The organism is Paenibacillus glycinis (genome assembly GCF_009909185.1).
Taxonomy (GTDB): Bacteria; Bacillota; Bacilli; order Paenibacillales; family Paenibacillaceae; genus Paenibacillus_Z; species Paenibacillus_Z glycinis.
Genome location: NZ_JAAAMV010000001.1, coordinates 128,623 through 155,556 on the forward strand (window position 1 = coordinate 128,623; position 26,934 = coordinate 155,556).

The 26,934-nt window shown below is 61.3% G+C and carries 19 protein-coding genes and 1 pseudogene; 3 read left to right on the forward strand and 17 right to left on the reverse strand.

Annotated features, from left to right (window positions below; all coding sequences use genetic code 11):
* Positions 1-34 precede the first annotated feature (34 nt).
* Positions 35-214 carry a hypothetical protein gene (locus tag GT019_RS00515; RefSeq protein WP_161740132.1) on the forward strand — a complete coding sequence of 60 codons (180 nt, stop codon included), beginning with the start codon at positions 35-37 and terminating at the stop codon, positions 212-214.
* A gap of 143 nt (positions 215-357) precedes the next feature.
* Here the strand turns inward: GT019_RS00515 and GT019_RS00520 are convergent, their stop codons facing one another.
* The 7 genes from GT019_RS00520 to GT019_RS00550 form a co-directional block, all read right to left on the reverse strand.
* Positions 358-588, reverse strand: coding sequence for a helix-hairpin-helix domain-containing protein (locus GT019_RS00520; protein WP_328803884.1), 231 nt, complete (start codon positions 586-588; stop codon positions 358-360).
* An 86-nt stretch (positions 589-674) separates the two neighbouring features.
* Positions 675-1,001 carry a hypothetical protein gene (locus tag GT019_RS00525; protein WP_161740137.1) on the reverse strand — a complete coding sequence of 109 codons (327 nt, stop codon included), beginning with the start codon at positions 999-1,001 and terminating at the stop codon, positions 675-677.
* Between the two features lie 166 nt (positions 1,002-1,167).
* Positions 1,168-1,851, reverse strand: coding sequence for a TVP38/TMEM64 family protein (locus GT019_RS00530; protein WP_161740138.1), 684 nt, complete (start codon positions 1,849-1,851; stop codon positions 1,168-1,170).
* Between the two features lie 288 nt (positions 1,852-2,139).
* Complete coding sequence (locus GT019_RS00535) at positions 2,140-4,227, reverse strand: alpha-amylase family protein (protein WP_161740140.1); 2,088 nt, start codon at positions 4,225-4,227, stop codon at positions 2,140-2,142.
* A 58-nt stretch (positions 4,228-4,285) separates the two neighbouring features.
* Complete coding sequence (locus tag GT019_RS00540) at positions 4,286-5,941, reverse strand: extracellular solute-binding protein (RefSeq protein ID WP_161740142.1); 1,656 nt, start codon at positions 5,939-5,941, stop codon at positions 4,286-4,288.
* Positions 5,942-6,072: 131 nt separating this feature from the next.
* The gene (locus GT019_RS00545; RefSeq protein WP_161740144.1) at positions 6,073-6,963 is read right to left on the reverse strand and encodes a carbohydrate ABC transporter permease; all 891 of its coding nucleotides are present in this window, start codon (positions 6,961-6,963) and stop codon (positions 6,073-6,075) included.
* A gap of 30 nt (positions 6,964-6,993) precedes the next feature.
* Complete coding sequence (locus GT019_RS00550) at positions 6,994-7,866, reverse strand: ABC transporter permease (RefSeq protein WP_161741448.1); 873 nt, start codon at positions 7,864-7,866, stop codon at positions 6,994-6,996.
* A gap of 345 nt (positions 7,867-8,211) precedes the next feature.
* On the opposite strand from GT019_RS00550, the gene GT019_RS00555 reads away from it, so the two are divergent.
* Together GT019_RS00555 and GT019_RS32390 are read left to right on the forward strand one after the other, a co-directional pair.
* On the forward strand, positions 8,212-9,783 hold the full coding sequence (locus GT019_RS00555) for a response regulator (protein WP_161740145.1): 1,572 nt from the start codon (positions 8,212-8,214) through the stop codon (positions 9,781-9,783).
* Positions 9,784-9,802: 19 nt separating this feature from the next.
* Positions 9,803-11,638 carry a cache domain-containing sensor histidine kinase gene (locus GT019_RS32390; RefSeq protein WP_161740147.1) on the forward strand — a complete coding sequence of 612 codons (1,836 nt, stop codon included), beginning with the start codon at positions 9,803-9,805 and terminating at the stop codon, positions 11,636-11,638.
* Positions 11,639-11,938: 300 nt separating this feature from the next.
* Here the strand turns inward: GT019_RS32390 and GT019_RS00565 are convergent, their stop codons facing one another.
* The 10 genes and pseudogenes from GT019_RS00565 to GT019_RS00610 all read right to left on the reverse strand — a co-directional run bounded on the left by GT019_RS00565 (position 11,939) and on the right by GT019_RS00610 (position 26,921).
* Entirely contained in the window at positions 11,939-15,292 is a 3,354-nt protein-coding gene (locus GT019_RS00565; protein ID WP_161740149.1) for a carbohydrate-binding protein, read from the reverse strand.
* Between the two features lie 210 nt (positions 15,293-15,502).
* Positions 15,503-15,940: a GNAT family N-acetyltransferase gene (locus GT019_RS00570; RefSeq protein ID WP_161740152.1), complete on the reverse strand. Its 438-nt coding sequence runs from the start codon at positions 15,938-15,940 to the stop codon at positions 15,503-15,505.
* Between the two features lie 46 nt (positions 15,941-15,986).
* Complete coding sequence (gene helD / locus GT019_RS00575) at positions 15,987-18,386, reverse strand: RNA polymerase recycling motor HelD (protein ID WP_161740154.1); 2,400 nt, start codon at positions 18,384-18,386, stop codon at positions 15,987-15,989.
* Positions 18,387-18,507: 121 nt separating this feature from the next.
* The gene (locus tag GT019_RS00580) at positions 18,508-19,164 is read right to left on the reverse strand and encodes an FMN-dependent NADH-azoreductase (RefSeq protein WP_161740156.1); all 657 of its coding nucleotides are present in this window, start codon (positions 19,162-19,164) and stop codon (positions 18,508-18,510) included.
* Between the two features lie 327 nt (positions 19,165-19,491).
* Positions 19,492-20,409, reverse strand: coding sequence for a LysR family transcriptional regulator (locus GT019_RS00585; protein WP_161740158.1), 918 nt, complete (start codon positions 20,407-20,409; stop codon positions 19,492-19,494).
* A 390-nt stretch (positions 20,410-20,799) separates the two neighbouring features.
* Positions 20,800-22,245: a sensor histidine kinase gene (locus GT019_RS00590; RefSeq protein WP_161740160.1), complete on the reverse strand. Its 1,446-nt coding sequence runs from the start codon at positions 22,243-22,245 to the stop codon at positions 20,800-20,802.
* A 3-nt stretch (positions 22,246-22,248) separates the two neighbouring features.
* A complete protein-coding gene (locus GT019_RS00595; RefSeq protein WP_161740162.1) occupies positions 22,249-22,917 on the reverse strand; it encodes a response regulator transcription factor in 669 nt (222 codons plus the stop codon).
* A 115-nt stretch (positions 22,918-23,032) separates the two neighbouring features.
* Positions 23,033-24,677: pseudogene (gene metG / locus GT019_RS00600) on the reverse strand (methionine--tRNA ligase).
* Between the two features lie 459 nt (positions 24,678-25,136).
* On the reverse strand, positions 25,137-25,799 hold the full coding sequence (locus GT019_RS00605) for a ribosomal maturation YjgA family protein (RefSeq protein ID WP_328803885.1): 663 nt from the start codon (positions 25,797-25,799) through the stop codon (positions 25,137-25,139).
* 24 nt (positions 25,800-25,823) lie between these two features.
* The gene (locus GT019_RS00610) at positions 25,824-26,921 is read right to left on the reverse strand and encodes a DUF3900 domain-containing protein (protein WP_161740164.1); all 1,098 of its coding nucleotides are present in this window, start codon (positions 26,919-26,921) and stop codon (positions 25,824-25,826) included.
* Positions 26,922-26,934: the final 13 nt, after the last annotated feature.

Here is a 26,934-nt window from a genome sequence, read left to right on the forward strand (position 1 = left end):
GCGTTCCCAATTACAGTCGGAGGTCGATTCCCATGTGAATCGTGATGATGCTCCCTTTATGTTCGACGGGCACGATTTTCAGATCGAAGGGTTTAAAGCCCTGCTTATGGCAGAAGGCCAGCCCGCGACGCTGCCCGTGCCTTCCTCGACAACGACGGTAAGCGAATGTCGATTTTCGAGCAACGGCATGATCTGCTCGGCGGTCAGCGGATAATGAAACCGCGGGCTTACGTAAAACGACTCATCCGCGGATTGCGGAAACGTAGCGATCAACGCCGGTTCCTCGGCGGCCAGCGGTCTAAGCGAGAACTTGCCAATCTCCATTCAGGAAGGCTTGGATCGAGGCGTTTCCGTCATCTACTCCCCCCGAAACGACAAGCCCTTGCGTTCGAGCGCCCGACTTAGCAGCTCGATCGCCTTCGGGCCGATGCCGTGCAGTTCCTTGAACTCGCTTGCGCTTAGCCCGGACAACTGCGCCAGACTGTTCAGCCCGGCGTTCGCCAGCGCGCGCTGCGCGGGTTTGGACAGCCCTTCCGGCAGATCGCTGCCCGGCTGTTGACTTTGATTTTGACTTTGATTGGCACTCACTCGATCCATCCTCCTCCTCCGGCATGAACGATGCCGATCGACGATCCGCAAGCAGCGCCTACATGATCAATGTTCTCCGAAGCCGCTCATTTTCCTTCTTCATCCAAGACCGAACCCTTGTACTTCCGGTCAAATTCTTCGTTCCGTTGCTTCAGCAGTTCTTTGTAGCGCCGAGAAATACCCTTCATGAAACACTCGTAGAGGAGCACCGCGAGTCCCGCGACCGCGAGGCAGATCCCCATGACATGCGCGGCCGACCCTCCCGACTCCCGCAGTGCCTGATGCATTCTCGACGTCCTCCACGCCGTGACGTTCGGCAGGTAAATTACCGCCGCGATGCTCGTTCCGAGATATAATAAGATTCCGCAGAACAGCATCGAAATGCCTGCAACGATACGTTTCAACGCCTTCACCTCGCAGCTATCGCGCTCACCGATAGTCGATCGTTGCCCCGTGTTTCTCCCGAAAGGCACTCTCCCATTATAACGGTATTCTAAATATTGGAAAACAAAAAAAGGCGCCGACGGCGCCCTTCGTGGCAGCCGGCTCCTCCGAACGGGGCAAGAAGCCTTGTCCGCCTCACTCCGCGCGCGCCGAAACGCTTCTTCTTTGCCAGAGCCGATGTCCGATATAGATCGCGAGCAGGAAGCCCGCGTAAACGCAGATAGCGGCGATTAACGACCGCCGATCGCCCGCGATCCGGTCGCCGATGAAGGCGAACACGAGCATGCCCGGGATTTTGCCCAGCAGCGATGCGCCCGCATAGATCAAGAACGGGATCGGCAGCGCCGCCGCATAGACGTTCACCGCCTGCTGCGGGACGACCGGAAGCAGCCGCGCAACGACGATCGAGCGGAACGGGCGGCGCTCGACGAGGGTCGTCCAGCGGTCGGTCAGGCGATAACGGCCAAGCAGCAGCCGCGCCCGGTCGCGCAGCGTATACCGGAATGCGCCGTACATGATGAGCGCGGCAAACCAAGCGCCGGCTAAGCTCATCGACGCGCCGAGCAGCGGACCGTACAGATAGCCCATCGTGCCGATGACGACGCTGAACGGAATGACGGGCACGCAGGCAAGCCCGGCTACGATGAGCAGCATCAGCGCCGGCGGAACGCCGCCGCCGTTGAGCCAGGCGATGAGCTCGGTCTTGTTCGCCCATACCGCGGCGAGGATGACGAGATAAGCCGGCAGCGGCAGCCAGCGTTTCCAGGCCGACGTCCCGTTTCGAGGCCGGTCGTGCGATTCAGCGTCCTTGTTGTTCATTCTCATACTCAGCCTCGATCGAATGCGACATTTTGCTCACGTCGGATAATCTCCGTTCGTCTTGCCCTTGATTAACCCATGCCCTTCATTATAACGTGCTTGCGCGCGAAGGGACAGGCCGACGCTATCGGTTTCTCCGATCGTATTCATCATTGCCCTTCATGCGTTCGGAGGCGGACGGATGCGGCAAAAGGCCGCCGGAGCGGTACGGCAGCTGCCGTTTCCGTCTCCATGCGGCCTCTCTTCCGGGGTCAAGCCGTCTGGCTCCCGGAACGAAGCTTGAAGCCATTACGCCAACCAAGTCAGCTTGAGCAGCGCGGATTCCCCGGCCGCAAGCGGCAGCTCGATGGTTCCCGCGCCTTCGGTCGCGGCCCCGGACCACAGATCCTCCAGCCGGTAACGGGACGATCCCCGGCCGGCCGCCAGGCGCTCCGCCGGCACGGACTTTACGGCTGGCGATACCGGATCGAAATTAAACACGGCCAGATACATTCCTTCGCCATGGCTCTCCAGCACGAACGCATCCGTCGAGCCCGCGCCGGGAATGCCCTCGACCGGAACGAACGTCTGTCCGCGCCGGGCCAGCGCCATGACCTTGTCGTTCGGCAGCCATTCGGACGCCCGCTCCCGCGCCTCCTCCTTGCGGAAATCGTCTCCCAGGAGCAGGACCGTTCCGCTGACGACCGAGGCGTTCAACCGGCTTCGGCCTTCGTGATAAGACGTCGCGTCCTGATTGTAGCTCTTGTAGAGCACCGTATGGTCGGGATCGTTGAACCGGTAAATCGCATCGTTCGCCCACCAGGCCCCGCCGAGCGAGTTGAGCATGTATTCCGTGTCCGAGAGCGTCCCGAACGCGTCGCACGAGATGCGCCGGCTATGCCCGTATTGGTACGGAAACAGCGGCGCGATGGACAAGTTGACGTGGAACGGCCGGCCGATCCGTTCGGGGGCGAGCAGCTTGCGGACGCAGTCCATGCCGAGGTTATACGCCTGCATGCCCGTATGTACCGACGGATCGTGATGCTTGCCCTCCAGCGCCCCGTGGCCCAGAAAATCAAGCTTCACGTAGTCGAAGCCCCAGTCCACGAAGCGGTTCAGATGGTATTCGGTCCGCAGCAGATTGCCGGGATGGGTCGGATCGATCGCCAGCCCGCCGTCCAGTTCCGGCAGCACGTTGCCCTCGCGATCGCGCAGCAGCAGCTCGTCGTACGCATAACGCCCGTCCGTTCCTTCGACCTTGCGGCTCGCGTCCTTGCCCCAGAACGCGAACGGCGTCCAATAGATGCCGGCTTTCTGGCCGTTGCGGTTGACATGCGCCACCGACTGCCGGAGCTGCTCCGGCGTCAGATTCGTCCAGAACGAATCGAAATTGATATAGACGTCGCCGTTGTTGTGAAATCCCCGATCCTGCATCCCGCGCAAAAAATCCGACGTCTTGACGTACAAGTCGTAATCCAGCTTGTTGGCGGCCGCGGACCAGCTGTTCCAGCCGAACGGCACGCCTTGCTCCCACGCGAGCGCGGGAACGGTCGCCGCATTGGCTTGCCCGAACGCCTCGAGTCCCCGGCGATAATCCCCGTAGACGCCGATCCAGATGTCCGGCGAAGCGATCGTCGCCCCCGTCACGGCGCCGTGCGCGATGCTGTCACGGGTCAGCTCGCCGGCCGCCCCGCCGTACGCTTCGACCGCCTCGACGTGCGCGCCGCTGCCGCTCGCGAGCTTCAGTCCCGTCTTCCACGTATCGTGCCGCACGGACCCCATCACCATGCCTCTGCGCGATACCGGCTCGTAGACGGCGGTCGCTTCGTAGCTCTCCAGCGCACCGGGCATCGCCGTCGTCTCGTACCGGACCCATTTGTCGTTATCGAACGGCACGCGGAGCGCCAGCAGCGCAGTGGCAGCTTCGTTGCCGTCCCCAGCCCGTTCGCCGTCGCCGCTTCCCAGCCTGAGCGCGCCAAGCGCCGAAGCCGCCAGCACCGGCGCCAAATAATTCGATTCCAGCATGCCGCCCGCTTGGGCCTCCAGCTCGAAGCCGACGACGATCGACGGCCGCTCCTCATAGAGCGTGAAATGCTGCTTCAACAGCGGCAGCTCCGGCGCTTCGTGCCGAACCGTGAGCCGGATGCCGCGGACGGCGCCGTCGTTCACTTCCTGAATCGCATCCCCTCCCGCGGTATGAATCCCGTAATCCGAGGTACGCAATACGTCGTCCCCGAACCGGTACGCGGCCGAGACGCCGGTCAGCGCCGAGCCGTCCCTCCAGACAAGATCATAGGTCCCGGCCGCCAGATCGACCTGCAGCTCCATCAAGCCGTTGTCGACCTTGAGCAGCGCGCCGTCCGACGTCGTCCTCCATTGCGATTGTTCGATTGTCATCGTTTCACCCTCCCGAATTGAATGCCTGAAGGGGGCTTCGCAGCCCCCCCGTGCAACGCTATTTCCAAAGCTCCATGCGCGCCTTGTAATTGTCCGTGATGGCTTTCTCGACGCTCTCGTCGCCCGCCGCCTTCATCTCCGCCAGCATGGCGTCGAAGCCCGCGCTCGCATCCTGCTCGGATTTCGAGATGATGATCTTGGTCAGGGACTGCTTCATGATGTCCTGCACCTTCTGGAAGCTCAGCGATACCGGCGTGCCGCCCTCGGGGTTCAAGTTGTCGTACGGCGAGGTGTCGTAGACGGAATCCAGCAGGTTCTTCGTCGCCATTTGCTCGATTTCGCCCCGGTTAAGCCGCGAGATGTCGTACGGCGATCCGTCGGAGCCGAGTCCGTTCTTGATGAACCAGGTCCACGTGCGGATGCCCGTTTTCTTGGTTTCGCCCGCCCAGTCGTCCTTCAGCGCCTTCAGCACCTCCGGCTTCGGCGTATGCTTGCCGTCCTTGGTATCCCAGGTTTGGCCCTCCACGCCCCACATCAACAGGTATTGCCCTTCCTCGCTGGCCAGGTAATTGATGAATTTCATCGTTTCTTCCGGATGCTTGTTCGCCTTCGTGATGGCGATCGCGTCCCAGCCGAGCGGACTGCGCGGTCCGAACGTCGTTTGCGACGGGTCCGTGCCGGGCGCCACGACCTTGTAAGCGAACAGCTGTTTATCCAAGCCGCCGTCCTTCTTCAAGGCGCCGTTCGCGTTGCCGAGATCCCAATACGCGGATACGGTGGAGAACACGATGCCGTTCGATATCTTCTGCTCCCAGGTTTGCGATTTGTTGACCGCCCAATCCTGCTCGATCAAGCCTTCGCGGTAGAGCTTGTTCATATAGAGGATCATGTCGCGGTATTTGGGATCCTTCACGTCGAACTTCAGGCTGTCGCCGTCTTCGTAATAAGGCTTCATGCCCCACATGCCCTTGAACGTCCCCAGCACCGCGCCCATGTTCTCCGCGTTCAGCGTCAGCGGAATCGAAGGCTTGCCGTCGATGCTCGGATATTTCGCCTTGAAATCCTTCAGCAGCTGCTCGAATTCGTCCGTCGTGAACGGCTGGCCGCCTTCCGCTTTGTCCGGAGCCAGCTCCTTCAGCAGGTCCTTGCGCATCTGAACGCCGAATACCGGATCGTTGTCCATGCCGTACCAATTGGAGAGGTAATAGTTCTTGCCGTCCTTGAAGCGCGTTTTCTGCAAAATGTCGCCGTATTGCGACTTCACGTCCGGGCCGAACTTGTCGAGCAGGTCGTTCAGCGGAATGATCGCGCCGGCCGCGATGTATTTGTTCACGATATCGCCGCCGCGGTCCATCAAGATGATGTCCGGCAGGTCGTTGCTCGCCAGCATGAGGTTCAGCTTCTCCGACGGATTGCCGGTCGGCTGCTGAATCTCGACCTTGACGCCGGTGCGCTTCATGATCTCCTGGGCGACCGGATTGTCGAAGGCCGCGCCAGTGTTCTTATCGAAGAAGGTCAGCGTGATCGGATCGGACGGTTTGTCGGCGTTCGCGGCGTTCGCGTTGTCGGCCGCCGCATTCGTGCCGGCGTTGGATCCGGCGTTCGCGCCCTCGTTCGTGTTCGCGTTGCCGTCTCCGTTGCTGCCGCATCCGGCGAGCAGGGCCGGCATTAACGCCGCCGCGAGCACGAAGGGCAGAACTTGTTTTTTCTTCATGGAAACTTACCCCCTATAGGCATAGTTGATGAATCGGAATGGATCTTCCATCGAGCGGATGTCTATCGTTTCCGGCAGGCCGGGCTCGGGATGGCCGGCGTTCACCCCTTTCCAATTTGCATCGGTTCCCTTTAGCTTTTCACGGAGCCGAGCGTCATGCCTTTCACGAAATAGCGCTGCAGGAACGGGTACACCATGACGATCGGGATCGTGGCGACCATCGTGGCGGCCATGCGGATCGTGTCCGAAGAGACCGCCAGCCGCTTGCTGGAATCGGCCAGCTTCTGGGCATCGGATACCATCGCGCCCGTCTGGTACTGGTTCAGAATTTTGACGAGCACGGCCTGCAGCGTCTTCAAGCTCGACTTGTACGTGAACACGTAGGAATCGAACCAGGCGTTCCAGTGCCCGATCGCCGTGAACAGCGCGATGGTCGCCAGCACCGGCATCGTCAGGGGCATGATGATCCGGAAATACACCTGCAGGTCGTTCGCGCCGTCCATCTTGGCGGATTCCGAGATTTCCTGGGGAAGCTGCTCGATGAACGTCCGCACGAGAATCATATAGAAGACGTTCATGAGGCCCGGCAGCACGAACACCCAGAACGAGTCGATGAGCTGCAGGTTCTTCAGCACCATGTAGTACGGGATCAAGCCTCCGCCGAAATACATCGTGAAGATGAAGTAGAGCGTCACCGGCCTTCTGGCCACCAGCTCGCGGTTGCTTAGCGGATACGCGAGCAGGCTGATCACGATGACCGTCAGCGGCGTGCCGATTACCGTCCGCGCCACCGTCACCCAGACCGCGTGCAGGATCTCATGGTCGGTCAATATTTCCTTGTAGCTGGTAAAATTCAACTCCCGCGGCCAGAAATAAATGCCGCCTTTGATCGTGTCGGACGCGCTGTTGACCGACAGGACGAGCACGTTCCAGAACGGATAGAACGTCACGAACACGACCGCGAACAGAAATAGGTACACCACGCCCGCGTACAGCAGGTCCCCCGTCGATTTGCCTCTCATGCCCTCACTCCTTCGCGTATAGTCTCCGGCTTAGAACAGCGCTTGGTCGTTGACTTTCTTGGCCAGCCGGTTGACCATGAGCACCAGGATGAACGCCACGAGCGATTTGAACAGGCCGACCGCCGCGCCGTAGGAGAACATGCCGTTCTGCAAGCCGTACCGGTACGTGTACGTATCGATGACGTCGGAATATTTCAGCACGAGGTCGTTTTGCATCAGGTATTGCTGATCGAAGCCCGCGTTCAGCACGCCGCCGACCGCGAGGATGAGCAGGATGACGATCGTCGGGCGCAGCGCCGGCAGCGTGACGTGCAGCATTTGACGGATGCGGCTCGCGCCGTCGACCCTGGCCGCCTCGTACAGCTCCGGGTTGATGGAGGCGATGGCCGCCAGATACATGATGGCGTTGAAGCCCATGTCCTTCCACATGTTCGAGAGCGCGATGATCCACCAGAAGTACGGGCCGTGCTGGAAGAAGGCGATCGGTTTGTCCGTGACGTGCAGCAGCATGAGCACCTTGTTCACGAGCCCCTGCGAGGACAGCACCGAGATGATGATGTTGGCCGCGATGACCCACGAGATGAAATGCGGCAGGTAAGACACCGTCTGCACGAAGCGCTTGAACGCTCCGCTCCGCACCTCGTTGATGGCGATGGCGAGAATGATCGGCGCCGGGAAGCCGAACGCCAGGCTGAGCAAGCTTTGGGCCAGCGTGTTCCGCAGGATGATCCAGAAATCGCCACTGTCGAAAAAATACTTGAACCACTGCAGTCCCACGAACTCGCCGCCGAAGAACGACGACGCGAACGATCCTCCGGGCTGGTAGTTGATGAAGGCCATATACAGCCCGAACATCGGCGTATACGAGAACAGCAGCGTGCATATGAAGGCGGGCAGGATCATCAGCCACAGAAACTTCTGGTTTCGTAACCGTTTCCAATTGCCGGTTCGCCGCGCGGCCGGCGGCAGGCCGGAAGCCGCATGATCCGCTTGGGTTTTCACGATCGCTTTCCTCCGTCCATTATGTTGTCTTAGCGGGAACAATCCCCATTATAGGAGACAAACGGCCGGCGCATCCATGCAAACATCCGCCGATTCATGCTCCAAACCTCCTCAGTTGCTTCCGTCCCATTGTTGAAATCCATCGGCCGACATACAATAATGTAGCGGAAGCTCGCGGTTGGACGGCGATCGCATGCGATATCCGGCAGCAGATTCCATTTCATTGAGAAAGAAGGATGTATGCCCATGTACTCGATCCTGCTCGTGGACGACGAAAAAATGGAATTGGATACGCTTTCAACTTACGTGCCGTGGGAGTCGATGAACATTGCCGTCGCCGGCACGGCCAAGAACGGCAGGGATGCGCTCGAGCTGGCCCGCACGCTGGAGCCGGACATCATCCTGACCGACGTGCGCATGCCGATCATGGACGGGCTCGAATTCGCGAAGCGCGCCAAAGCGCTCAGCAAACGGGTAAAGATCGTCTTCCTCAGCGGCCATGACGAATTCCAATATATCAAAGCGGCCATCGCCGTAGAAGCGTCCGGCTACCTATTGAAGCCGATCGATCTCGACGAGCTGCGGACCCTGATGGAGAAAGTGAAACAGAAATGCGACGAGGCGCGGCTGGCGGAGCAGACGCACGCGATGGCGGCGGAGAAGCTGCTCCGCACGCTGTTCATCGAGCCGCGCCGCGAAGCCCGCTCGGGAGCCGCGGCCAAGCTGCTCCGCATGGAAGGCATGGCCGACCTGCTGCGCGGTCCGCTCGCGGCCGCCTGCCTGACCATCGGTTGGACGAACGGTGACGTCGGCTCGGCGTCCGTCCAAAGTCCGCCCAAGCAGCTGGAGGAGAGCCTGGGGGAAGCCGTCCGCGCCCGCCTGAAGGCGCTCGGCTTCGCCGGCGCCCTGATCGATTGGGAGTACGGCTCCTTCGCCGCGCTGTTCCCGTCCGACGATCCACGCAACGGCGACGCGCTGTGGACGGCGCTTCAGCGGGAGATGCAGGAGAGCTTCCCGGTACGGCTGACGATCGGCCTGTCCCGTCCGGGCGAACGGCCCGAGGACGCCTTCGCCCTGTTCAAGGACGCGCGCGCCGCGGCCGAGCATGCCTTCTACCTCGGCAAAGGCGCGCTGCTAAAAGCGGAAGCGATGCGGGAGCCCCGTACGGAGGAGTTCGGCGTCGAAGAGCATCAAGCCGCTCTCGTCCGCGCGATCGGCCAATTGAAGCCCGAGGAAGCCGACCGGGAGATCGACCGGTTCATGCGCGCGCTCAAGGAGCGCTACGTGCACCGCCATCCGGCGCGCGCCGCCGCCGTCCGCCTGCTGTCCGGGGTCAAGCAGCAGCTCGGCGCCTCCGTCAAGGACGCTTCTTCCGGCCTGAATCGCGGCGAGTGGGAGATCATGAACAACTGCGAGGTGCTCGATGACATCGGCGACTACCTGAAGCAGGCTTGCGGCAGCCTCATCCTCGTCTCTTCGGAGAAGGACCGCGATCGCCATCTCGGCATCGCCCGCAGCATCGAGGCGATTCTCGACCGATCGTTCCACCTTCCCTTGACCGTCGAGGACATCGCCAAGGAAATCTACCTGTCGCCGAACTACATCCGCACGATATTCAAAGAAAAGACCGGCCGGACCATCTTGGAGGCGATCACGGACAAACGGATGGAGCGCGCCTCCGCCCTGCTCGCGGACCGCTCGCTCAAGATTCACGAGATCGCCGGCCTGGTCGGTTACGAGAACGTGTCGTATTTCTGCTCGTTGTTTCACAAGACCGCCGGGGTTACCCCCAACCAGTACCGCAAACAATTTTATTGACGATGGAGGATGAAGCCTCGTGCATCGCCCGCTGGAACGCTATCTCATCAGGCCTTTCCTCGACATGCGCCTGCGCAACAAGCTGTTCGTGGCGCTCGGGCTCGCCTCCGTCGCGCCCCTATTGTTCTTTGCCGTCTATTCCTACGAAACGATGAAGAACGAGCTCAGCCGCCAAATGTACGCCAGCATGGCCACGACGACCGACCAGATCGGCGCGAATCTGAAAATGAAGCTGGACTCGTATTCCAAAGTATCCTCCTCGCTCTACCTCGACCGGCGGCTGCGGGACTTCCTGTCCGCCGACTATACGAACAGCTTTGCGTATATCGACGGCTACGACTACGTCGACGGCGTGTTTCGCAACATGCTCGTCACCAATTCCGACATCACGAGCATCGCCGTCTACCTGGACAACCCCACGCTGCCCGTCGACGAGGTCTACATCCGTCGCGCGAACGCGGACGCGAAGCGGTCGCCGTGGTACGAGGCCGCGAACAAAGCCTTCGGCAACGTCACCTTCACCCCCATGCCGGCGACCCACCCGACCGACCAGCAGGTGACCCAGGGCGTGCTGGAACGCAAGCCGTCCCGGATCGTGCTTGCGCGCCTGCTCGACAACGACAGCCTTAACTTTCCGTACGGCATCCTGACGATGGACATTCCGGAGACCGATCTGTACGCCCTCATGGCGAAGGAGAACCGCAACAAGGACCTGTTCATCGTCTCCGAGCAGGGCGTCATCATCTCCGCCCGGGACAAGGCGAAGCTGAACCATCCGCTCGGCGAATACGTCAAGGGCGGCCCGGAGCAAGGACGGACGGGCAGTTTCCTCGGCCGGTACGACGACGAGAACGTCTACGTCGTCTACAATGCGATCGAGAACGGCTGGAAGGTCGTCTCGATCGTCTCCTACGACAGCCTGCTCAGCAACGTCAAACGGGCGTTCTCCCGCCTGCTCACGATCGCGATCGTTTGCGTCCTCCTCGCGATCGTGCTGATCTACGTCGCCGCCCGGATGTTTACCAAGCGCATCGAGAAGCTGCTGCAGATCACGCGCCGGATCGAGCGCGAGGACTTCGACGTGCAGGCCGGCTCCGTCTCGCAGGACGAGGTCGGCCGGCTGATGTTCGCCATGACGAAAATGGCGGGCCGCATGAAGGCGCTCATCAACGAGGTCTACAAGAAAGAGATCGCCAAGAAGGAAGCCGAGATGAACATGCTGCAGGCGCAGATCAACCCGCATTTCCTGTACAATACGCTGGCATCCATCTCCGCGCTCGCCATGCGGAACCATGACGACCGCATTCAGTCGATGGTCACGCATCTCGCCAAGTTCTACCGCATCTCGCTCAACAAGGGCAAGACGATCGTGAGCCTCGGCGAAGAACTCCGGCTGACGAATTCCTACGTCGCGATCCAACAGCTCCGGTTCAACGGGCTGCTGCATTTGCATTATGCGGTCGACGAAGCCGCGCTGCCTTATCCGGTCGTCAAGCTCGTGCTCCAGCCGTTCATCGAGAACGCCATCAACCATGCCGTCTGGGACGATGATGCCGGCATCGCGATCATCATCAAGGCCCGGATCGAAGACGACACGCTCGTGCTGGAGGTCATCGACGACGGCATGGGCATGCGCCCGGAGACGCTGGCCCGCATCCGGAGCAGCGCGGCGGACGACGCGGCCGGCGGCGCGACGGTCGGCGCGACGGGCGGCGCGACGGGCGGATACGGGATCCGCAACGTCGACCGCCGCATCAAGATGACGTTCGGGGACGCGTACGGCGTGCGGATCTACAGCCGGTTCGGTATCGGCACGACGGTCCAGCTGCGGGTGCCGCTCAGCGGCCCGCTGTAGAGGCCCGCTGTAGAAGCCCTCTGCCAGTGAGCGCCATCGCTATGGTCAACCTTGAACAAGCCGGACGGAGGCTGGATGAACATGGCCCGACGCGGCCGGATATCCGATCCGCGCGCGACACGGCAAGTAACCCGGAGGCGTTTGCCCCCGGGTTACTTGCCGTGCTTCCGGCTGGGTCGCGGCATGCTTGCCGTTGCGACTCGCCGCATGCATTTTGATGCGATTCCATGCAGCGTACAATTTACATGCTTCCGGTTCTTGTCCCGGACCGGCGATGTCTAACGGCAGCCGGGCGCGGGGTTAATGCCCGTTTTTCTTGTCCGGCTCCAGGCGGAACAGCTTCGACTCCGTGCCCTCGAGCTGGACCGCCAGCTGGCCGGCAACGCTCGAAACGGCATTCGTCCACAGGTCGGTTACCTTGTAGGCCGCGCCTGCCTTCAGACCGGCTCTCGCGAGATCGATCGTCTTGGCGGCCGGCGACTTATCGTAGTTGAACACGGCCAGGTAATACGCGTCCTTGTCCTTCAGGACGAACGTTTCCGCCGCTTTCGCGCCCGTATTGCCTTCGAGCGGCCGGAACGCTTCGCCCTTCTTGGCAAGCGCGAGCACGGTCTTGTTCGTCAGCAGCGTCTTCATGTATTCCTGCGCGCGCTGATCGTGCATGTCGTCGGAGTTCAGGAACACGGTGCCCGAGATGACCGCGGAATTGACCCTCGATCGCGCTTCCGTCAGCGAACCCGCTCGGCTCAGCGCCATGTGGTCGGGGTCCGTGTACGAATAGATCGTCCCGTTCTGCCACCAGCCGTAGGTCAGCGCGTTAAGCTCGAATTCCGTATCGGAGATGCTGCCGAACGTATCGGTCGCGATCCGGCGGCTATGCGCGTATTGGCTCGGGAACAGCGGCGCGATCGACTCGCTGATGAACATCTGGTCCGCGACCAGCTTGTCGACATACCCCATGCCTTGATTGTACGCCTGCGTGCCCGTTTGAACCTTCGGATCGAAGTGACGCCCTTCCAGCGCGCCATGCGTCAAGAAGTCCAGCTTGATGTATTCGAACCCGAGCTTCTTGAATTTCTTGAGGTAATAATCCATCCGCTGCTTGGCGCCCGGATGCGTCGGGTCGACGGCATATGCCCCATCGAGCTTCGGCAGCAGCTTGCCGTTCTCGTCCCGCAAGAGAATGTCCCCGTACTTATACGTCGCGGAGCCTTCTACCGGCTGGTCCATATTATCGCCCCAATAGACGAACGGTCCCCAGTAGATGCCCGCCTTCTGCCCGTTGCGCTTGATCGTCGCGACCGCGTCCGCAAGCTGCGCGTCGGACAAATTGTCCCAATACGAATCCATGTTCACGTAAGTCGTGCCGTCGTTGTTGAAGCCTTGCTTTTGCAGGCTTGCTTTGATGAAATTCGAGGTGTCGATGACGTCCTGGAACGTCAGCCTGCTCTCGTAGGCGCCCCAGCTGTTCCAGCCCACCGGCACGCCGTCCGGCACGCGCTTGCCGAATTCAAGCGGCGGCGCGATCACGGCGTTCGCCCGGCCGTACGCCTCCATGCCCGCGCGGTAATCGTCGTAGAACCCGACGAATACCGTCGGAGACTGAAGCCGCGACCCGGTGACCGTGCCGTGCGGCTGCGAATCATGCGTCTTGGCGGAAGAAGCGCCGCCGTAGACCTCGAGCGCGTTCAGCTTGTTGGCGCCGCCCGCGAAACGGATGCCGGTCTTCCACGTATCGTGCGTCACGGAGCCGACGATCAGCCCGCTGCGGGTCGCATTGTCATAGACCGCCGATACTTCGTAGCTCGTGTCGGCGGCATTGATCGGCACCGCCTGGTGGCGGATCCACATGTCGTTGTCGTACGGCACGGACAATACCCGGCCGTCCGCGACGACCCCGACGTCCACGCCCCCGTTCGTGTTCGTGACCAGCGGCGCGAAATAATTCGCGCTGACCGGCGCGGCGGCGGTAGCTTCCGTGCTGGTGAGGAAGAACGGCGAATCGGCGTAGAAGCTGTACGTCTGCGTCAGGTCAGGCTGGCCGTCCTGCTTGTTGACGATCTTGAGCGAGATTCCTTTGCCGAACCCGTCCTTGATCGGCTTGACGTCGTTCATCGCGAAGCCGTGCGCGCCGTAGCAGCTGCTGGCCTGGTCGCCGAATTTGCTGTAAACGCCGGTTGCGACCGTCTTGCCGTTCCAGGCATAGGATGCCATGCCGGACTTGAGATCGAACGTGACCTTGTACTGTCCGTTATCGACGACCACGGCGTCGGCAAATTGCTTCACCGAGACGGACTGGATCGTCTTGCTCAATACGGATGTCCCCGGCTCCGCAGGGGTCGCTTGCGCCCGCTCGCACGGCTGGATCGCATGGCCGTCGTCGACCGTGACGACGAGCTTGTCGAAGTCCGGCGAGTAACCGCCGCCGTCGGAGAACAGAATCGAATTGCCGCCTGCGTTCAGCGGGGCGGCGAACGAATACGTCCCCGTCGTGTTCCAGTCCGCCGTGGCCGGGAACAGGATGTTCTGCGGCGGCGCGCCGTTCACGCTGACATCCGCCGCGCGCGGATCGCCGGAGATATAATGGACCGTCACCGTATAGCTTCCCGCGGCCGGAGCCTGGATGCCGTTGAATTGCAGCGAAGCGCCTTGATAGAGATTGCCGACCTTCTGCCCGCCCGAGCAGCCGCCGCATTCCGCGATCTTCGCGTTGCCGCTCAGCGCGTTGGCGGGCGATTCGGCTTCGTAGCCGGACGCCAGCGGCGCGATCGCGATTCGGTCGATGTCCGGCGAATATTGCCCGCCGTCCGAGAACAGGATCGCGTTCTCGCCTTTGCTCAGCGCGACCGTTATCGTCATGCTGCCGACCGTGTCCCAATCCGCCGTTTTATCGAAATCGACATGCCGGGCCGCGCCTCCGTTGACCGAGATGTCGGCGCTGCGCGGATCGCCGGAGATGTAATCGACGGTCAGCTTGTAATCGCCGGCTGCCGGCGCCGCGACATGGTTGAATTGCAGCGTCGCGCCCTGATAGAGATCGCCGACCTTCTGCCCGCCCGAGCAGCCGCCGCAATCGCCGACCTTCGCATTGCCGGTCAGGACGTTCCCCGGCGCTTCGGCCTCGTACCCGTCGGAGGCGGGCGCAATGGCGATCTTGTCGATATCGGGCGCATATCCGCCCCCGTCGGAGATCTCGATGGCGTTGCCGCCCTGCGCCAGCGTCATGCGGATGGTTTTGGCGCCGAGCGTGTCCCAGTCGGCGGTTTTATCGAATTCGTAATGCACCGGCGCGCCGTCGTTCACGCGAATATCGGCTCCCCGGGGGTCCCCGGACAGGTAGGCGAACGTCACGTCGTACTGGCCGGCATCCGGAACGGATACGTCCGCGAACCGCAGGCTGCTGCCTTGGTACAGGCCGCCGATTTTCTTGCCCCCCGAACAGGCGGCGCAGTCCGCCGCGGAAGCATTGCCGGTCAGCGCGTTGCCTTCCGCCTCGGCCTCGTAGCTGACCGGCGAATCGTCCGCGGCCGCCTGTCGGACGACCGCAGGCGAGCTTGCCGTCTCGGAAGGATCGGCATTGGATAGCGGCGCTGCGCCATAACCGATGCTGCCGGCCAGCAGGCAGATCGCCGCAATCCTCGAAAGCGTTCTCATGATTAACTTCTCCTCTCGCTTAAACGATGATATGAGGTACATGTCTCACTCTAATCGAGAGAATCGCGGCGTTCCATACAAGAATGCATCAAAATATGCCGGAAACGAACCGAAAAAAGGCCCGCTGCGCGAGCGGACCCCTGAACTTATTAAATGGAGCGGCAACGCGCCGTCCGTAACTGTAACCATGTAACCGCATCCTGCCTGCCGTTATAGGCGCTTGCGCATATTGACATGCGGAATGCCGGCATCGAGGAATACGCCGCCCGGCTCCGTCTCGTAGCCCAGCTTATGATAGAAGCCTTCCGCCGTTACCTGCGCGCCCAGCACGGCCGCCGAGTAGCCCGCCGCTTTGGCGTCGGCTTCCATGACCTCGAGCAGCTTTCTGCCCACGCCGGTTCCCCGGTAAGGCAGCAGCACGGCGATCCGCTGCAGCTTCGCGGTTCCGGGCTCGTATTCCTTCCATCTGCCGGCGGCAATCGCCTTCTCGCCGTCCTTGACCACGAAATGATGGCAGGATGCCGGCGTGTCGTCGTAAGCGTCCCGCTCTTCCTCGACCGGCACCTTCTGCTCATCCACGAACACCGTAAAGCGCACTTCGATGGCTTGTTCCAGCAAGTCTTGCGTCGTTACTTTCAAGTATTCCACTTCGAATGACCTCTTTCTTCTTATAGGGATGCATAAGTTCGTTCGTCTAGGAGTTCGTCTGCATGTCCGCCGCTTGCTGCGCCTGTTCGAAGTACGCCTCGACCGGCCCTTTCAGGAACGGGCCCGCGCTGCCGAGCGCGAACAAGTGCAGCTCGTGCATGGCGCGCGTGCAGACCGTGTAAAACAATCGGCGGTCGGTTTCCTTGCCGTAGCCCGAGGGCGAGCCGGAAGCGTCGTAGACGAGCACGGCATCGAATTCGACGCCCTTGGCCAAATACGACGGAATGACGACGACGCCCGGTTCGAACGTGGACGTCTCGGATTCCACGAGCCGCAGCGGCACGCCGTCCCGCAACGCTTCGTAGACCGCCCTGCTTTGAGAAGCGGTTTTGCAAATGACCGCGATCGTGCGGTTCCCCTGCGACGCCAGCTGTCTCAGCCTTTCGCCGATCATGCCCTCCAGCGCGTCCGCGTCCGCGGCGACGGTCAACGTCGGCTTGTCGCCGTCCCGGTTGAAGGGCTCGATCTCGCTGCCGCCGGGAATCAGCATGCTCGTAAACTCCACGATCGGCCGCGTGGAGCGATAGCTCTGCTTCAGGACGATCGTCTCCGTCTCCTCGGCCGCGTAGAGCGAAGCAAGCGCCGTAAAGCCCGTGCTCTCGCCCGTGTCCGCATGCGCCTGAATCGATTGATTGAGGTCTCCGAGCGCCGTGATGCGGCTGAACGGGAACAACCGCTGCAAGTACGCGAATTGGAACGCGGTGTAATCCTGCGCCTCGTCGATCAGCACATGCCGCACGGACGTATTGGTCTGGAAGCCCCGAAGCCGCTCCACGACGTACAGGAAAGGCGTCGCGTCCTCGTACGCCATTCTCTTGACGAGCAGCCGGTCGATCGTATCCTTGCAGATCGCCTCCCAATGCTCCGGAAGCTCGATGCCCGCTTGGGACGCCGCGCGCGCGGCCATGTCCGAATCCAGGAACAGCTTGAGAAACGTCGAGCGCACGTCGACGAAGGTCAGCCGCTTGATCCGCGCGCGAACCGGCTTCACCGCCTCCATCACGACATATTGGCCCAGCAGCTCGCGCTCGCGGTCATAATCGTCGAAGGATTCGTCCTTGAACTTCCGGTTCTGGCGCCTTATCGTCTGGTACGCTTTCAGATACGTTTCTTTGTCCAATAGGTCGACAGCCGCGTCCACCCAGTCTTCCTTGAGCGCGGCTTTCTGGCGCTCCTTCAACTGCCCGAGCAGCCACTCCGCCGTCAAGCGCATCCGGTTAGGCACCGCGATCGTGCGGTCCAGCCCGTAGAAATACGCGCCGATCGCCTCGCCGGCGACGAGAACCTCTTCGCGGAATCGCACGTCCCGAAAGACGATTCCTTCGCCGCCCAGTACCCCGAGATAGCCGTCGATCAGCCGCACGAAGCCCATCGTCGCTTTATACCGGATACCCGACATCCGGGATTCGTAGCCGGGCTCCAGCTCGGCTCTGAGCGCGTATTCCAGCTGGGCGTACGGATTCTCCAGCTTGAAGGAATGCCCCAGGCGCGCGGCCAGATAATCCTGGAACGTCGTCTGCTGCATGTTCTCTTCGCCCAGCTCCGGGAGCACCGTGGAGACGTAGCTGTTGAACATCGGATTCGGCGAGAACAACACGATTTGATCGGCGCTCAGCGTGCCTCTGAAGCGGTACAGCAAATAAGCCACGCGCTGCAGCGCCGCGGACGTCTTGCCGCTGCCCGCCGCGCCTTGCACGAGCAGCAGGCGGCTCCGTTCATTGCGGATGATGCGGTTCTGTTCCCGTTGGATCGTGCCGACGATGCTGCGCATCTGAGCGTCGGAATGCCTGCCCAGCACTTCCTGCAGCAGCTTGTCGCCGATAGTGACGCCGGTATCGAACAGGCTGACGATCTCGCCTTCCCGGATCACGAACTGCCGTTTGAGCCGCAGCTCGCCTTCGATGCGGCCCGACGGCGTTTGCAGCTCGGCCGGACCCGGCGGATAGTCGTAATACAGGCTGGCGATCGGCGCCCGCCAATCGTAGATCAGGTAATTCTCGTCCGCTTTGTCCCGCAGCGACGCGATGCCGAGATAGACCTGGTCCGCCGCCGTTTCGCCGTTCTCCAGAAAATCGATGCGTCCGAAATACGGCGAGGATCTCAGCTTGCGCAGCGTGCGCAGCTGCCGAGCGGCATGGCGGTGCGTGCGTTCCCGCTCCGACAGGATTTCCGCCTGCTGCTTGAGGCTCGCGAACGTCTCGGCCATCTCGGCCGAATCTTCGAAATTGACGGTCACGTCGTCCCAAAAGTTTTTGCGGATGTCGACCATTTCCGAATGCGCATCGGACGTTTCCAGCTCAAGCGCCTCGATACGCCGTTCGACCTGCTCGACGACCTCGTCGACGCGCTGCTGCTCGACAAGCCACTCCGGTTCTCTCTCGCTCACCCTAAACCACCCTTTCCTAATGTCGCCAGCGCGAAAATCGCTATGTATACATACGACTCCCCTTCAACCATCGTGCATGAAGACCGAGGGGACCGAAGGGGAGCCTGTGCACCGCTTATGATTACGCGTTTACTTTGTCGTGCCCGAACGTTATCGCGGCCTGTTTGGCTTCTTCGATCGCTTTGGCTTTGATTTCTTCCGCTTTGTCCGACATGGCGGCCATGCCTTCGCAGAAAACATGCTTGAAGTCGGTAATGCCGAAGAACTGCATGATGCTCGCCAAATGATTATGGCTGAAGTTCATGCCCGTGGCCGGACCTTCTGAATATATACCGCCGCTTGCTTGAATATGAATCGCCGATTTGCCCGGCAGCAGCCCGACAGGGCCGTTCGACGTGTATTTGAACGTTTTGCCCGCGACGCAGATGGAGTCGATGTACGCCTTCATGATCGGCGGATACGAGAAGTTCCACATCGGGTTCACGAACACGTATTTGTCGCCGCCGACGAATTCGTCGGCGATCGCGCCCAGACGGCCCACCTTCGACTGCTCCCCGGCCGACAGATCCGAGAACTGTCCGCCGGTCTGAAGCTTGCCCCAGCCGCTGAAGACATCGGCGTCGATATGCGGAATGTCCATCTCGTACAAATCCAGATGCTTGATCTCATCCTGCGGATGAGACGCGCGGTAAGCATCGATGAACGCTTGTCCGACTGCCATGCTGTATGACTTGGCGTGATCATGCGGATGCGCGGTAATGTAGAGTACTTTCGCCATGGTTGAATGCAATCCCTGCCTCTTCGTTAGAATGAGTGACGCTCCATAGGTTGTTCCGCCAAGGAGGGCTTCATGTAACGGTTCGGGCGCGGGAGCGCGATTATTGCTGGCGGGATTGCTTAATTTAACCGGCCCGGCATATACGCCGGCGGCTTTCCTCGGTACATTACGAATGCCCGGCGGAAGCAAATTAAAGTTGATTCCCCATGGGCGCGCCACGCTTGCCGGCCTTGAACACACGCCTCAATTCCGCCCGCGCGGAGCGTCAACCGTTTCCGGTCTTATTGTTATAGCACAGTCGGCCGCAATATGCCAATGAAGGTTTCCTCACGATTCTCCGCCAATTCGTTGCGGCGGCGGCTCGGACCGGCCGGTCAGCAGGTCGACGAAATGCAAGGCCGCCGGGACCGGCGCTTCGTCCGCCCGCGTGTACAGCAGGATGGGATTGCGCAGGTCGGTTCCTTCCACGTGCAGGCGCGCGAGTTCGCCTCGCGCAACCGGCGCCCGGGCTTCCAGGGACGAGACGAAAGCCAAGCCGAGACCGGAAGCCGCGGCAAGCAGCGATTCGTGGGCGCCGCTGACTTGCAGCGCGACCTTAGGCGGCGACATGGCGCGGATCCTGCAAAGCGAGAGCAGCTGGTTCCTGGCCTCGCTTCCTTCCTCCCGCATGACGAACGGCTCGTTTGCGAGCTTCTTAAGCGAGAACCGCCGACCGGCCAGCGGATGCGCAGGCGCCGCGACGAACCAATACTCGTCCTCCAGCAGCAAAGTCCGGGACACGCCGGGATCGTCCAGAATCACGCCTTCGATGACGGCGGCGTCCGCTTCGTAACGAAGCAGCGCGTTCAGCGCAGCGTCCGCATGGAAGGTCTTCAGCGAGATGGCGACGTCCGGATAAGCCGCCCGATAGGCGGCCAGCCGTTCCGGCAAGTAGAAACCGGCAGGCAGCGACGTCGCGGCTAGGCGGAGTTCCCCGGCCGCCCCCGACAGATAATCGGTCATGTCGCGCGCGATTTCCTGCTGAAGGGCAAATAAGCGGGCGGCATTCGCGGCCAATCGCTGCCCCGCTTCGGTCAGGAATATCCCTCTTCCCTTCGGGGCGAGCAGCGCAATGCCCAACTCGCCCGCCATGTTGCGCACATGCGCCGTCACGGCCGGCTGACTGATTCCGAGCGCCTCCGCGGCTTTCGTGACGCTGCCGGTCACGGCCACGTGATGAAACACGATCAACCCGTACAAGTTCATTGTTGGTAGCTTCCCCCGCTCGCACGCCGGCATGCATCTTGCGGCAAACCGTCTTCATTCATAATGATTGCTTATCGTTTACATGCATTGCATTGAACGGATTATTAATGATTTCCATTTATTGTAGTGTTCCGCCGAGCCGCCCGCAAGCGAACAAACATTAAAAAACGGCTAAAGCCCGCCTGCCGGCGCCTCGGACGCAGGTTTGCGCCGGACGCCGTCAGGGACGGGCTTTGCCGTAGTGTGCTGAAGAGCATGAGCGTTAGGAATCGAGAAAGAGGGCTTGCCGGAAACGCGTTGCCTGATGCGAATGGCAAAATCGCGGCAGCGACTTGTCTGCGGATCGCCGAATTCGGCGCGTGCGATTCGAAGAGCGTTAATTCCGGAAAGCTAGGCTTGCTTATCCGGCAGATTCGGGAGCGAGATCGTAATCGTCGTCCCGACGCCGGGCTTGCTCCTTGCCTTCACCTGGCCGCCATGCATGTCGACGATGACCTTGACGATGGACAATCCAAGCCCGCTCCCGCTGCCGTTATGCCTGCGCGTCCGGGATTTGTCCGCCTTGAAGAACCGTTCGAAGATATGCGGCAGGTCTTCCTTGTCGATGCCGATGCCGTTATCGGAGATGACGACGACGGCTCCTTCTGCGCTGCGCTTCACCTCGACGGACACGGTGCCGCCTTCGGACGTGTACTTCAAGCTGTTGGTCAGCACGTTCATCCAGACTTGAGACAGCAGCTCCTCGTCGCCGGTCAAGATGACGCGTTCATCCAAATTGACGTCCATCAAAATGTTTTTCTCCGTCCAGATCGGCTCGCAGGCCAGAATCATCGCGCGAAGCTGCTGATCCAGCCGGAACGGCTTGGGATGCAGCTGCTGCTCGTCCGCTTCGAGCGTCGTCAGCTTCATTAAGTTATCGCTCAGCCTGGACATGCGGATGCTCTCGGCTTCGATGATCCCGGCATAGTGCTGTCGCTGCTGCTCATCGAGCCCATCCTGCTGAAGGGCCCGCGCGAATCCTCGAATCGACGTCAGCGGGGATTGGATCTCGTGCGATACGTTGGAGATGAACGCCTGCCGCATCTGCTCCATCTGGTTCAGCTCGGCCGCCATGTCGTTGATGCTGGCGGCGAGCTCTCCGAAATGCCCGCGCATCTTCTCCGCCTTATCGATCGAGACGGTGAAATCCCCCTTCGACATCCGGCGAATGGCCGAGATGTAGACGTAGACGCCGCCCTGCTCCCTCCACGGCCGGCCGATGAGCATCATGAGGATGAACATCAGCAGGAAGCCGAAGAAAACGGTCAGCACCTGCTGCCAGAAATCGTGATACAGGCTCGGCGCCTTCTGCGCAAGGAACAGACCGGTAGGCTGTCCGTCGATTACGGCCGGCACGCCCGCCACCGCGGTCCCCTCGGAGAAAGGGTATCTCCGGTCAATCTCCTTCACTTCGACCCCGGCTATGACCTGCTGGACGTCCTCCTGCTCGATGTTGTTCCGATTGCCGTCCCCGTTCGCGGTCGAATAGGTCAGCTTGCCGGCGGCATCGGCCAACACGACCGTATACCGCCGTTCCTTCGCGATCGCCTGCAGCATGACCGGCCAATCGGCCGCGGGCTTCGACCCGAGCGCGTCGGTGATCAGCCGTCCGTCCTGGACCAACCGTTCCGTGATCGCAGCCTGGCCGTGCTTTTCTTTCACGAAGCCGATCACCGTATAGGAAATGAAGAAGCAGGTATACGTCAAAACATTCATGAGCAAAATGCCTGCGATCACCTTTACGACCTGCAGCCACATCGGCGGCTTCGGCTTTGGTACGCGTTTGGGCTTGGCCATCCGTCACACCTCCAGCCGGTAACCGAGCCCGCGGATCGTTTGGATGCGGAAACGGCTCCGCTCCTCGGGAAATTTCTCGCGCAGCCGCTTGATGTGCACGTCGACCGTGCGCTCGTCTCCTTCGTAATCGAAGCCCCAGAGCTGTTCGATCAACTGCTCGCGCGAAAACGTTTTGCCGGGATAGCTGGCCAGCTTGAAGAGCAGCTCGAACTCCTTGAGCGGCAGCGACAGGGTCTCTTCCTCCAAGGTCACCGCATGCGTCTCGCGGTTCAATTGCACCTTTCCGGCCTGGACGCTCCGGGACGTCGCGATCCGGTATCGCTTCAGCAGCGCCTTGACCCGGGCCACGAGCTCGAGCGGTTCGAACGGTTTTACGAGATAATCGTCCGCGCCGAGGTCGAAGCCTTTGATTTTCTGGCTCGTTTCCCCTTTGGCCGTGAGCATGAGCACCGGCAGCTCCTTGTCGCGGCGGAGCTCCCTGCACAGCTCCCAGCCGTCCATGTTCGGCATCATCACGTCGAGGACGACCAGCTGCACCTGCGTCTGCTCCAGCACGCGCAGCGCGTCCCCGCCGTCCTCCGCCTCGACGATATCAAAGCCTTCGCGCGCCAGAAACAGGCGCAGCAGCTCGCGTATATGGGGATCGTCGTCTACGACCAGCAATGTCGTCACCTTCATCATCTCCGCCTAGTCTAGTCGGTCCGCTTCGATTTCCCGCGGTCCTGATGAATCCACTATAGAATCGTTGCGTGAACGGAATATGAACAGCCGCGAACGAACGCCCGGTTCAGGGTCGCCGTTTCGTTTGCTCCTCCAGTCGCTTGGTTTCTTCGTCGATGCGGCTCGGATCGATGCGCTGGAACAAGAGCTCGAGTCCTTGAATCCGCCTGCCTTCCGGCACGCCGGCCGACTTCCAGGCCGGTTCTTCGAGCGCGAGAAAGGCGGTGATTTTCGCGCAGGCAAAGGGGATGAACGGCTGAAGCAGGCGGGAAAGATTGACGATGATCTGCGTGCAGGCGTGGAGCGTAGCCCCGCAATCCGCGACGCTCGTCTTGATCTGCAGCCACGGCTTGCGCTCGTCATAGAACTTGTTGGCCCGGCGGACGAGCTCGAAGATCAGCTCCAACGCTTCCTTGAGCCGGCCCTCTTCGATCAGCGCCCCGGCGTCCGCGTACAGCGATTCGATCGCGTTCGTCCATTCGGAATCCAGGCTTCCCGCGGGAACGCGTCCGTCGAACGACTTCTCGATGAAGGCAAGCGTCCGGTTGACGAAGTTGCCGAAGGCCCCGAGCAGCTCGCCGTTATGGCTCAGGATGAATTCCCGCCACGAGAAATCCGTATCCCGCTTCTCCGGGCCGTTCGCGATCAGAAAATAGCGGATCGAATCCGGCTGATAGCGGCTCAGGATATCCGGCACCCAAACCGCCCAGTTATTGCTCGTCGAGAATTTCTTCCCTTCCAGCGTCATGTATTCGCTCGAGACGATCCGGTCCGGCAGATGCAGTCCACCCGCGCCCATCAGCAGGGCCGGCCAGATCAGCGTATGGAACGGAATGTTATCCTTCCCGTGCACGTAATAAGCCGTAATCGCTTCCTGCCCGTCGATCCAGAAGGACGACCAGTCGCCCCCTGTCAGCTCGCCCCACTGCTTGCTCGCCGACAGAGCTGACGGCCTCGATCCAGACGTAGATTTTCTTGCCCTCGAAGCCTTCGACCGGTACGTCGACGCCCCATGTCAGGTCCCGGGTCGCCGCGCGGTCCTGCAGGCCTTCGTCCAGATAGCGCTTCGTCAGCTGCTTCGCGTTGTCCTTCCAGCCTTCGGCTTGCCCGGCGTAGCCGGCGAGCGCGTCTTGAAACCGCGAGAGCGCCAGGTAGAAATGCTCCGTCTCCCGCTCCACCGGCGGATTGCCGCACAGCTTGCAGACGCTGTCGATCAGATCGGACGGTTCCAGCAGGGTCGAACAGTAGTCGCATTGGTCGCCGCGCGCGCGATTCCCGCACACCGGGCAGGTCCCCTCCACGTAGCGATCGGGCAGAAACCGCCGATCCGTCTCGCAATACGTTTGCAGCGTCGTTTTCTGGTACAGATGGCCGTTCGTCAACAATGCCAAGAATAATTCCTGAACGACGCGGTGGTGGAAGGGCTGGTCGGTGCGCGTGTACAGGTCGTACGTGAAGCCCAATTGCGCGAAGCACGCCGCGAACTCCTCGTGATACCGGCTCGCGATATCGCCGGGCTCGATGCCCTCCTGCATCGCTTGGACCGCCACGGGCGTGCCGTGGCAGTCGCTGCCCGAGACGTACAGCACCCGGTCGCCCTTCAGCCGAAAGTAACGGGCCAGCACGTCTCCCGGCAGTACGCTTGCCAAGCGTCCCATGTGCAACGAACCGTTGGCGTAGGGCCATGCCCCGCCGATAAATACATTCGCCATGCCGATCTCCACCCTTCGAATTGTTCGTTGCCCGACCGTGGACCGGTCGCCGCGGCCCGTTCGTCGCCAAATGACAAAAAAGCCCTCATCCCAAAGGGACGAGAGCTGTGCTCGCGCGGTACCACCCAATTTTCATGAACGCCTTGCGGCGCTCACCTCTTCGGGTACGACGCCGGCGGCGTGTATACCCTAGCACGATAACGGGTGCGGGGCACGGCGCAGCCTACGCCCGCGAACGGGTTCGGCGCGCAGCTCGGAGACCATGTTCCCAAGACTCGTCTTTGCCCCTTTCCAGCTGCCGGGGCTCTCTGGCGAAAGACATGGCCAAGGTACTCTTTCTCTTCGTCGCTATTCAGCTTATGCAAGTTATTGTAAATAATAGTCAATCGCATGGGAGAAGTCAAGCGGCTCCCGCCCGAACGCGCGATACCCCTTCGGCACCCCGCCCGGTCGAATCCGTCATGGCCGTCCGGCGCCTTGTCGATCTTCGCCGTCATGTCGCGAAGCTCGCCCGGTGCCCTTCAGAGGATCCGCACGACGGACGAGATCAGCGTCATCGCTTCGTCCCTGACTATTCCCGCTCCTTCGCGCGAAGATTAACCCATCCAACAGCAAGGCCATGCCGATACCCGCGGCATAACGCAGCAAGTCGACGGCCAGGAAGCCCTGCCCCAGCACCAAGCCGCCCAGCGCCGTCCGCCTGATAGCATTGATCCAATCCGCCTGATAGAGCTGGCTGCATTCGACGGCGAAGCAGAACAGGACGGCGGCGATTGCCGCGAACGACGGCAGTCGTCCGGGCCGGAGCAGCCGGCAGCCATAATAAATCATCGCCGCCCACAAGGCGTCGCCCGCCTGGTCCGCCACCCATTCCGGCAGCGAAGCGGCGAAGCGCCTGGAGCACAGGCCGAGAACGACGGACGCCGCTGCGGCAAGAAAGTAGCCGAACCGTAGTCCGGTTCGACTGCCGCTGGGCCGACTGCGCTGTACGATATTCTTTCCGCCGCGATAGTTGCCCGGTCGTTCGCTTCCTTCACCGTCGTCGCCGTTCTTCTCGCTTCCGGCATGATCATTGCGGGTATGATTGCTGCTTCCACGTTCGTCGCCTGCCAGCTTCCCCACTTCCCTTCGCCGTCCGGATGTACGTTAATAGGGCAGGTTATCCTTCGGCTGCTCCTTCTCCTTGCCGCGCCCCACGACTTCGAGCACCTCCAGCAAATCCGGCGGCTGTAGCAGCTCCACCGGGGACATGCTGCGGTCGAATTGAAAGAAGTCGCCTTCAATGAGCGCAACGTAGCGCCCGTTATACGTCGCGAAATGGATCGACTGCCCGAACTCCGACAATGGCCCTTTCACCGAGACGTCGCCCAGCTTGAACGCCACGCTCAGATTCGGCTGCTGCTCCACGAGCTGTTCGGCCGCCGCGATCACGCGCTCCTGCGGCCAAGACTCCTGCAGCTCGCGCTTCTCGCTGGCCGCCCAGACCTCGAACCGCTGCGCTTCCTGCTGGCGGTCCTCGCCGTCTTGGCCCTGCCATTTATCTTCCATGTACTCGTGCACCATCGTCAGCACCTGCTCGCTCATCAGCTCGGGCATCGCCTTCTCATAGCTGATGAAGCGCAGGAAGTCCTCGAAATACCGGGCATGCGAAGCCTGGTGAATCTTCAGTTCCCAATATTCCAGCATGCCTTCCTCCGGCATGTGCGGGTATTGAATCGACTTCATGTTGCGCGCGCTGATCGCCATCTCCACGTGCGAGATCAGGTTGCGCTCGTCGGTGATGCGGGCGATCTTCGGTTCGAAATCGCATTTCAGCACGAACAGGATCGGCTGGTCCGTATGCCGGTTCGGCGTGGCGTGCACGACGATGAAGGCGCCGCCGCGCACGGCTGCCGCGTCCATGTAGAGCCGGACCAGCTCGTCCGCGAAGCCGTGAAATTCGGCGGCGTTCTCGGCCGTGCGCAGACGCTGGAACGTGTTGTAATTGGGATTGCTGTCAAGCTCGTAGCCGGGCTCCACGATGAACCGGCCGATCTTGGTCGGCGCCGCCTCCGAGTTCGGATGGCGCTCCGCCTTGCGTTTCACGATCCGGGAGAACTCGCCGTCCAGGAACGACTTCAGCTCGCTGTCCGCGTAATCGTAACGGTCCATCGTCTGATAATGGCTGAACGTCTTGGCCGCGTTGTTGTCGCCGCCTTCTCCTTGAATGACGAAGAACGATAAATATTCCACGATAAAGTCCATGCGGTAAAATGGC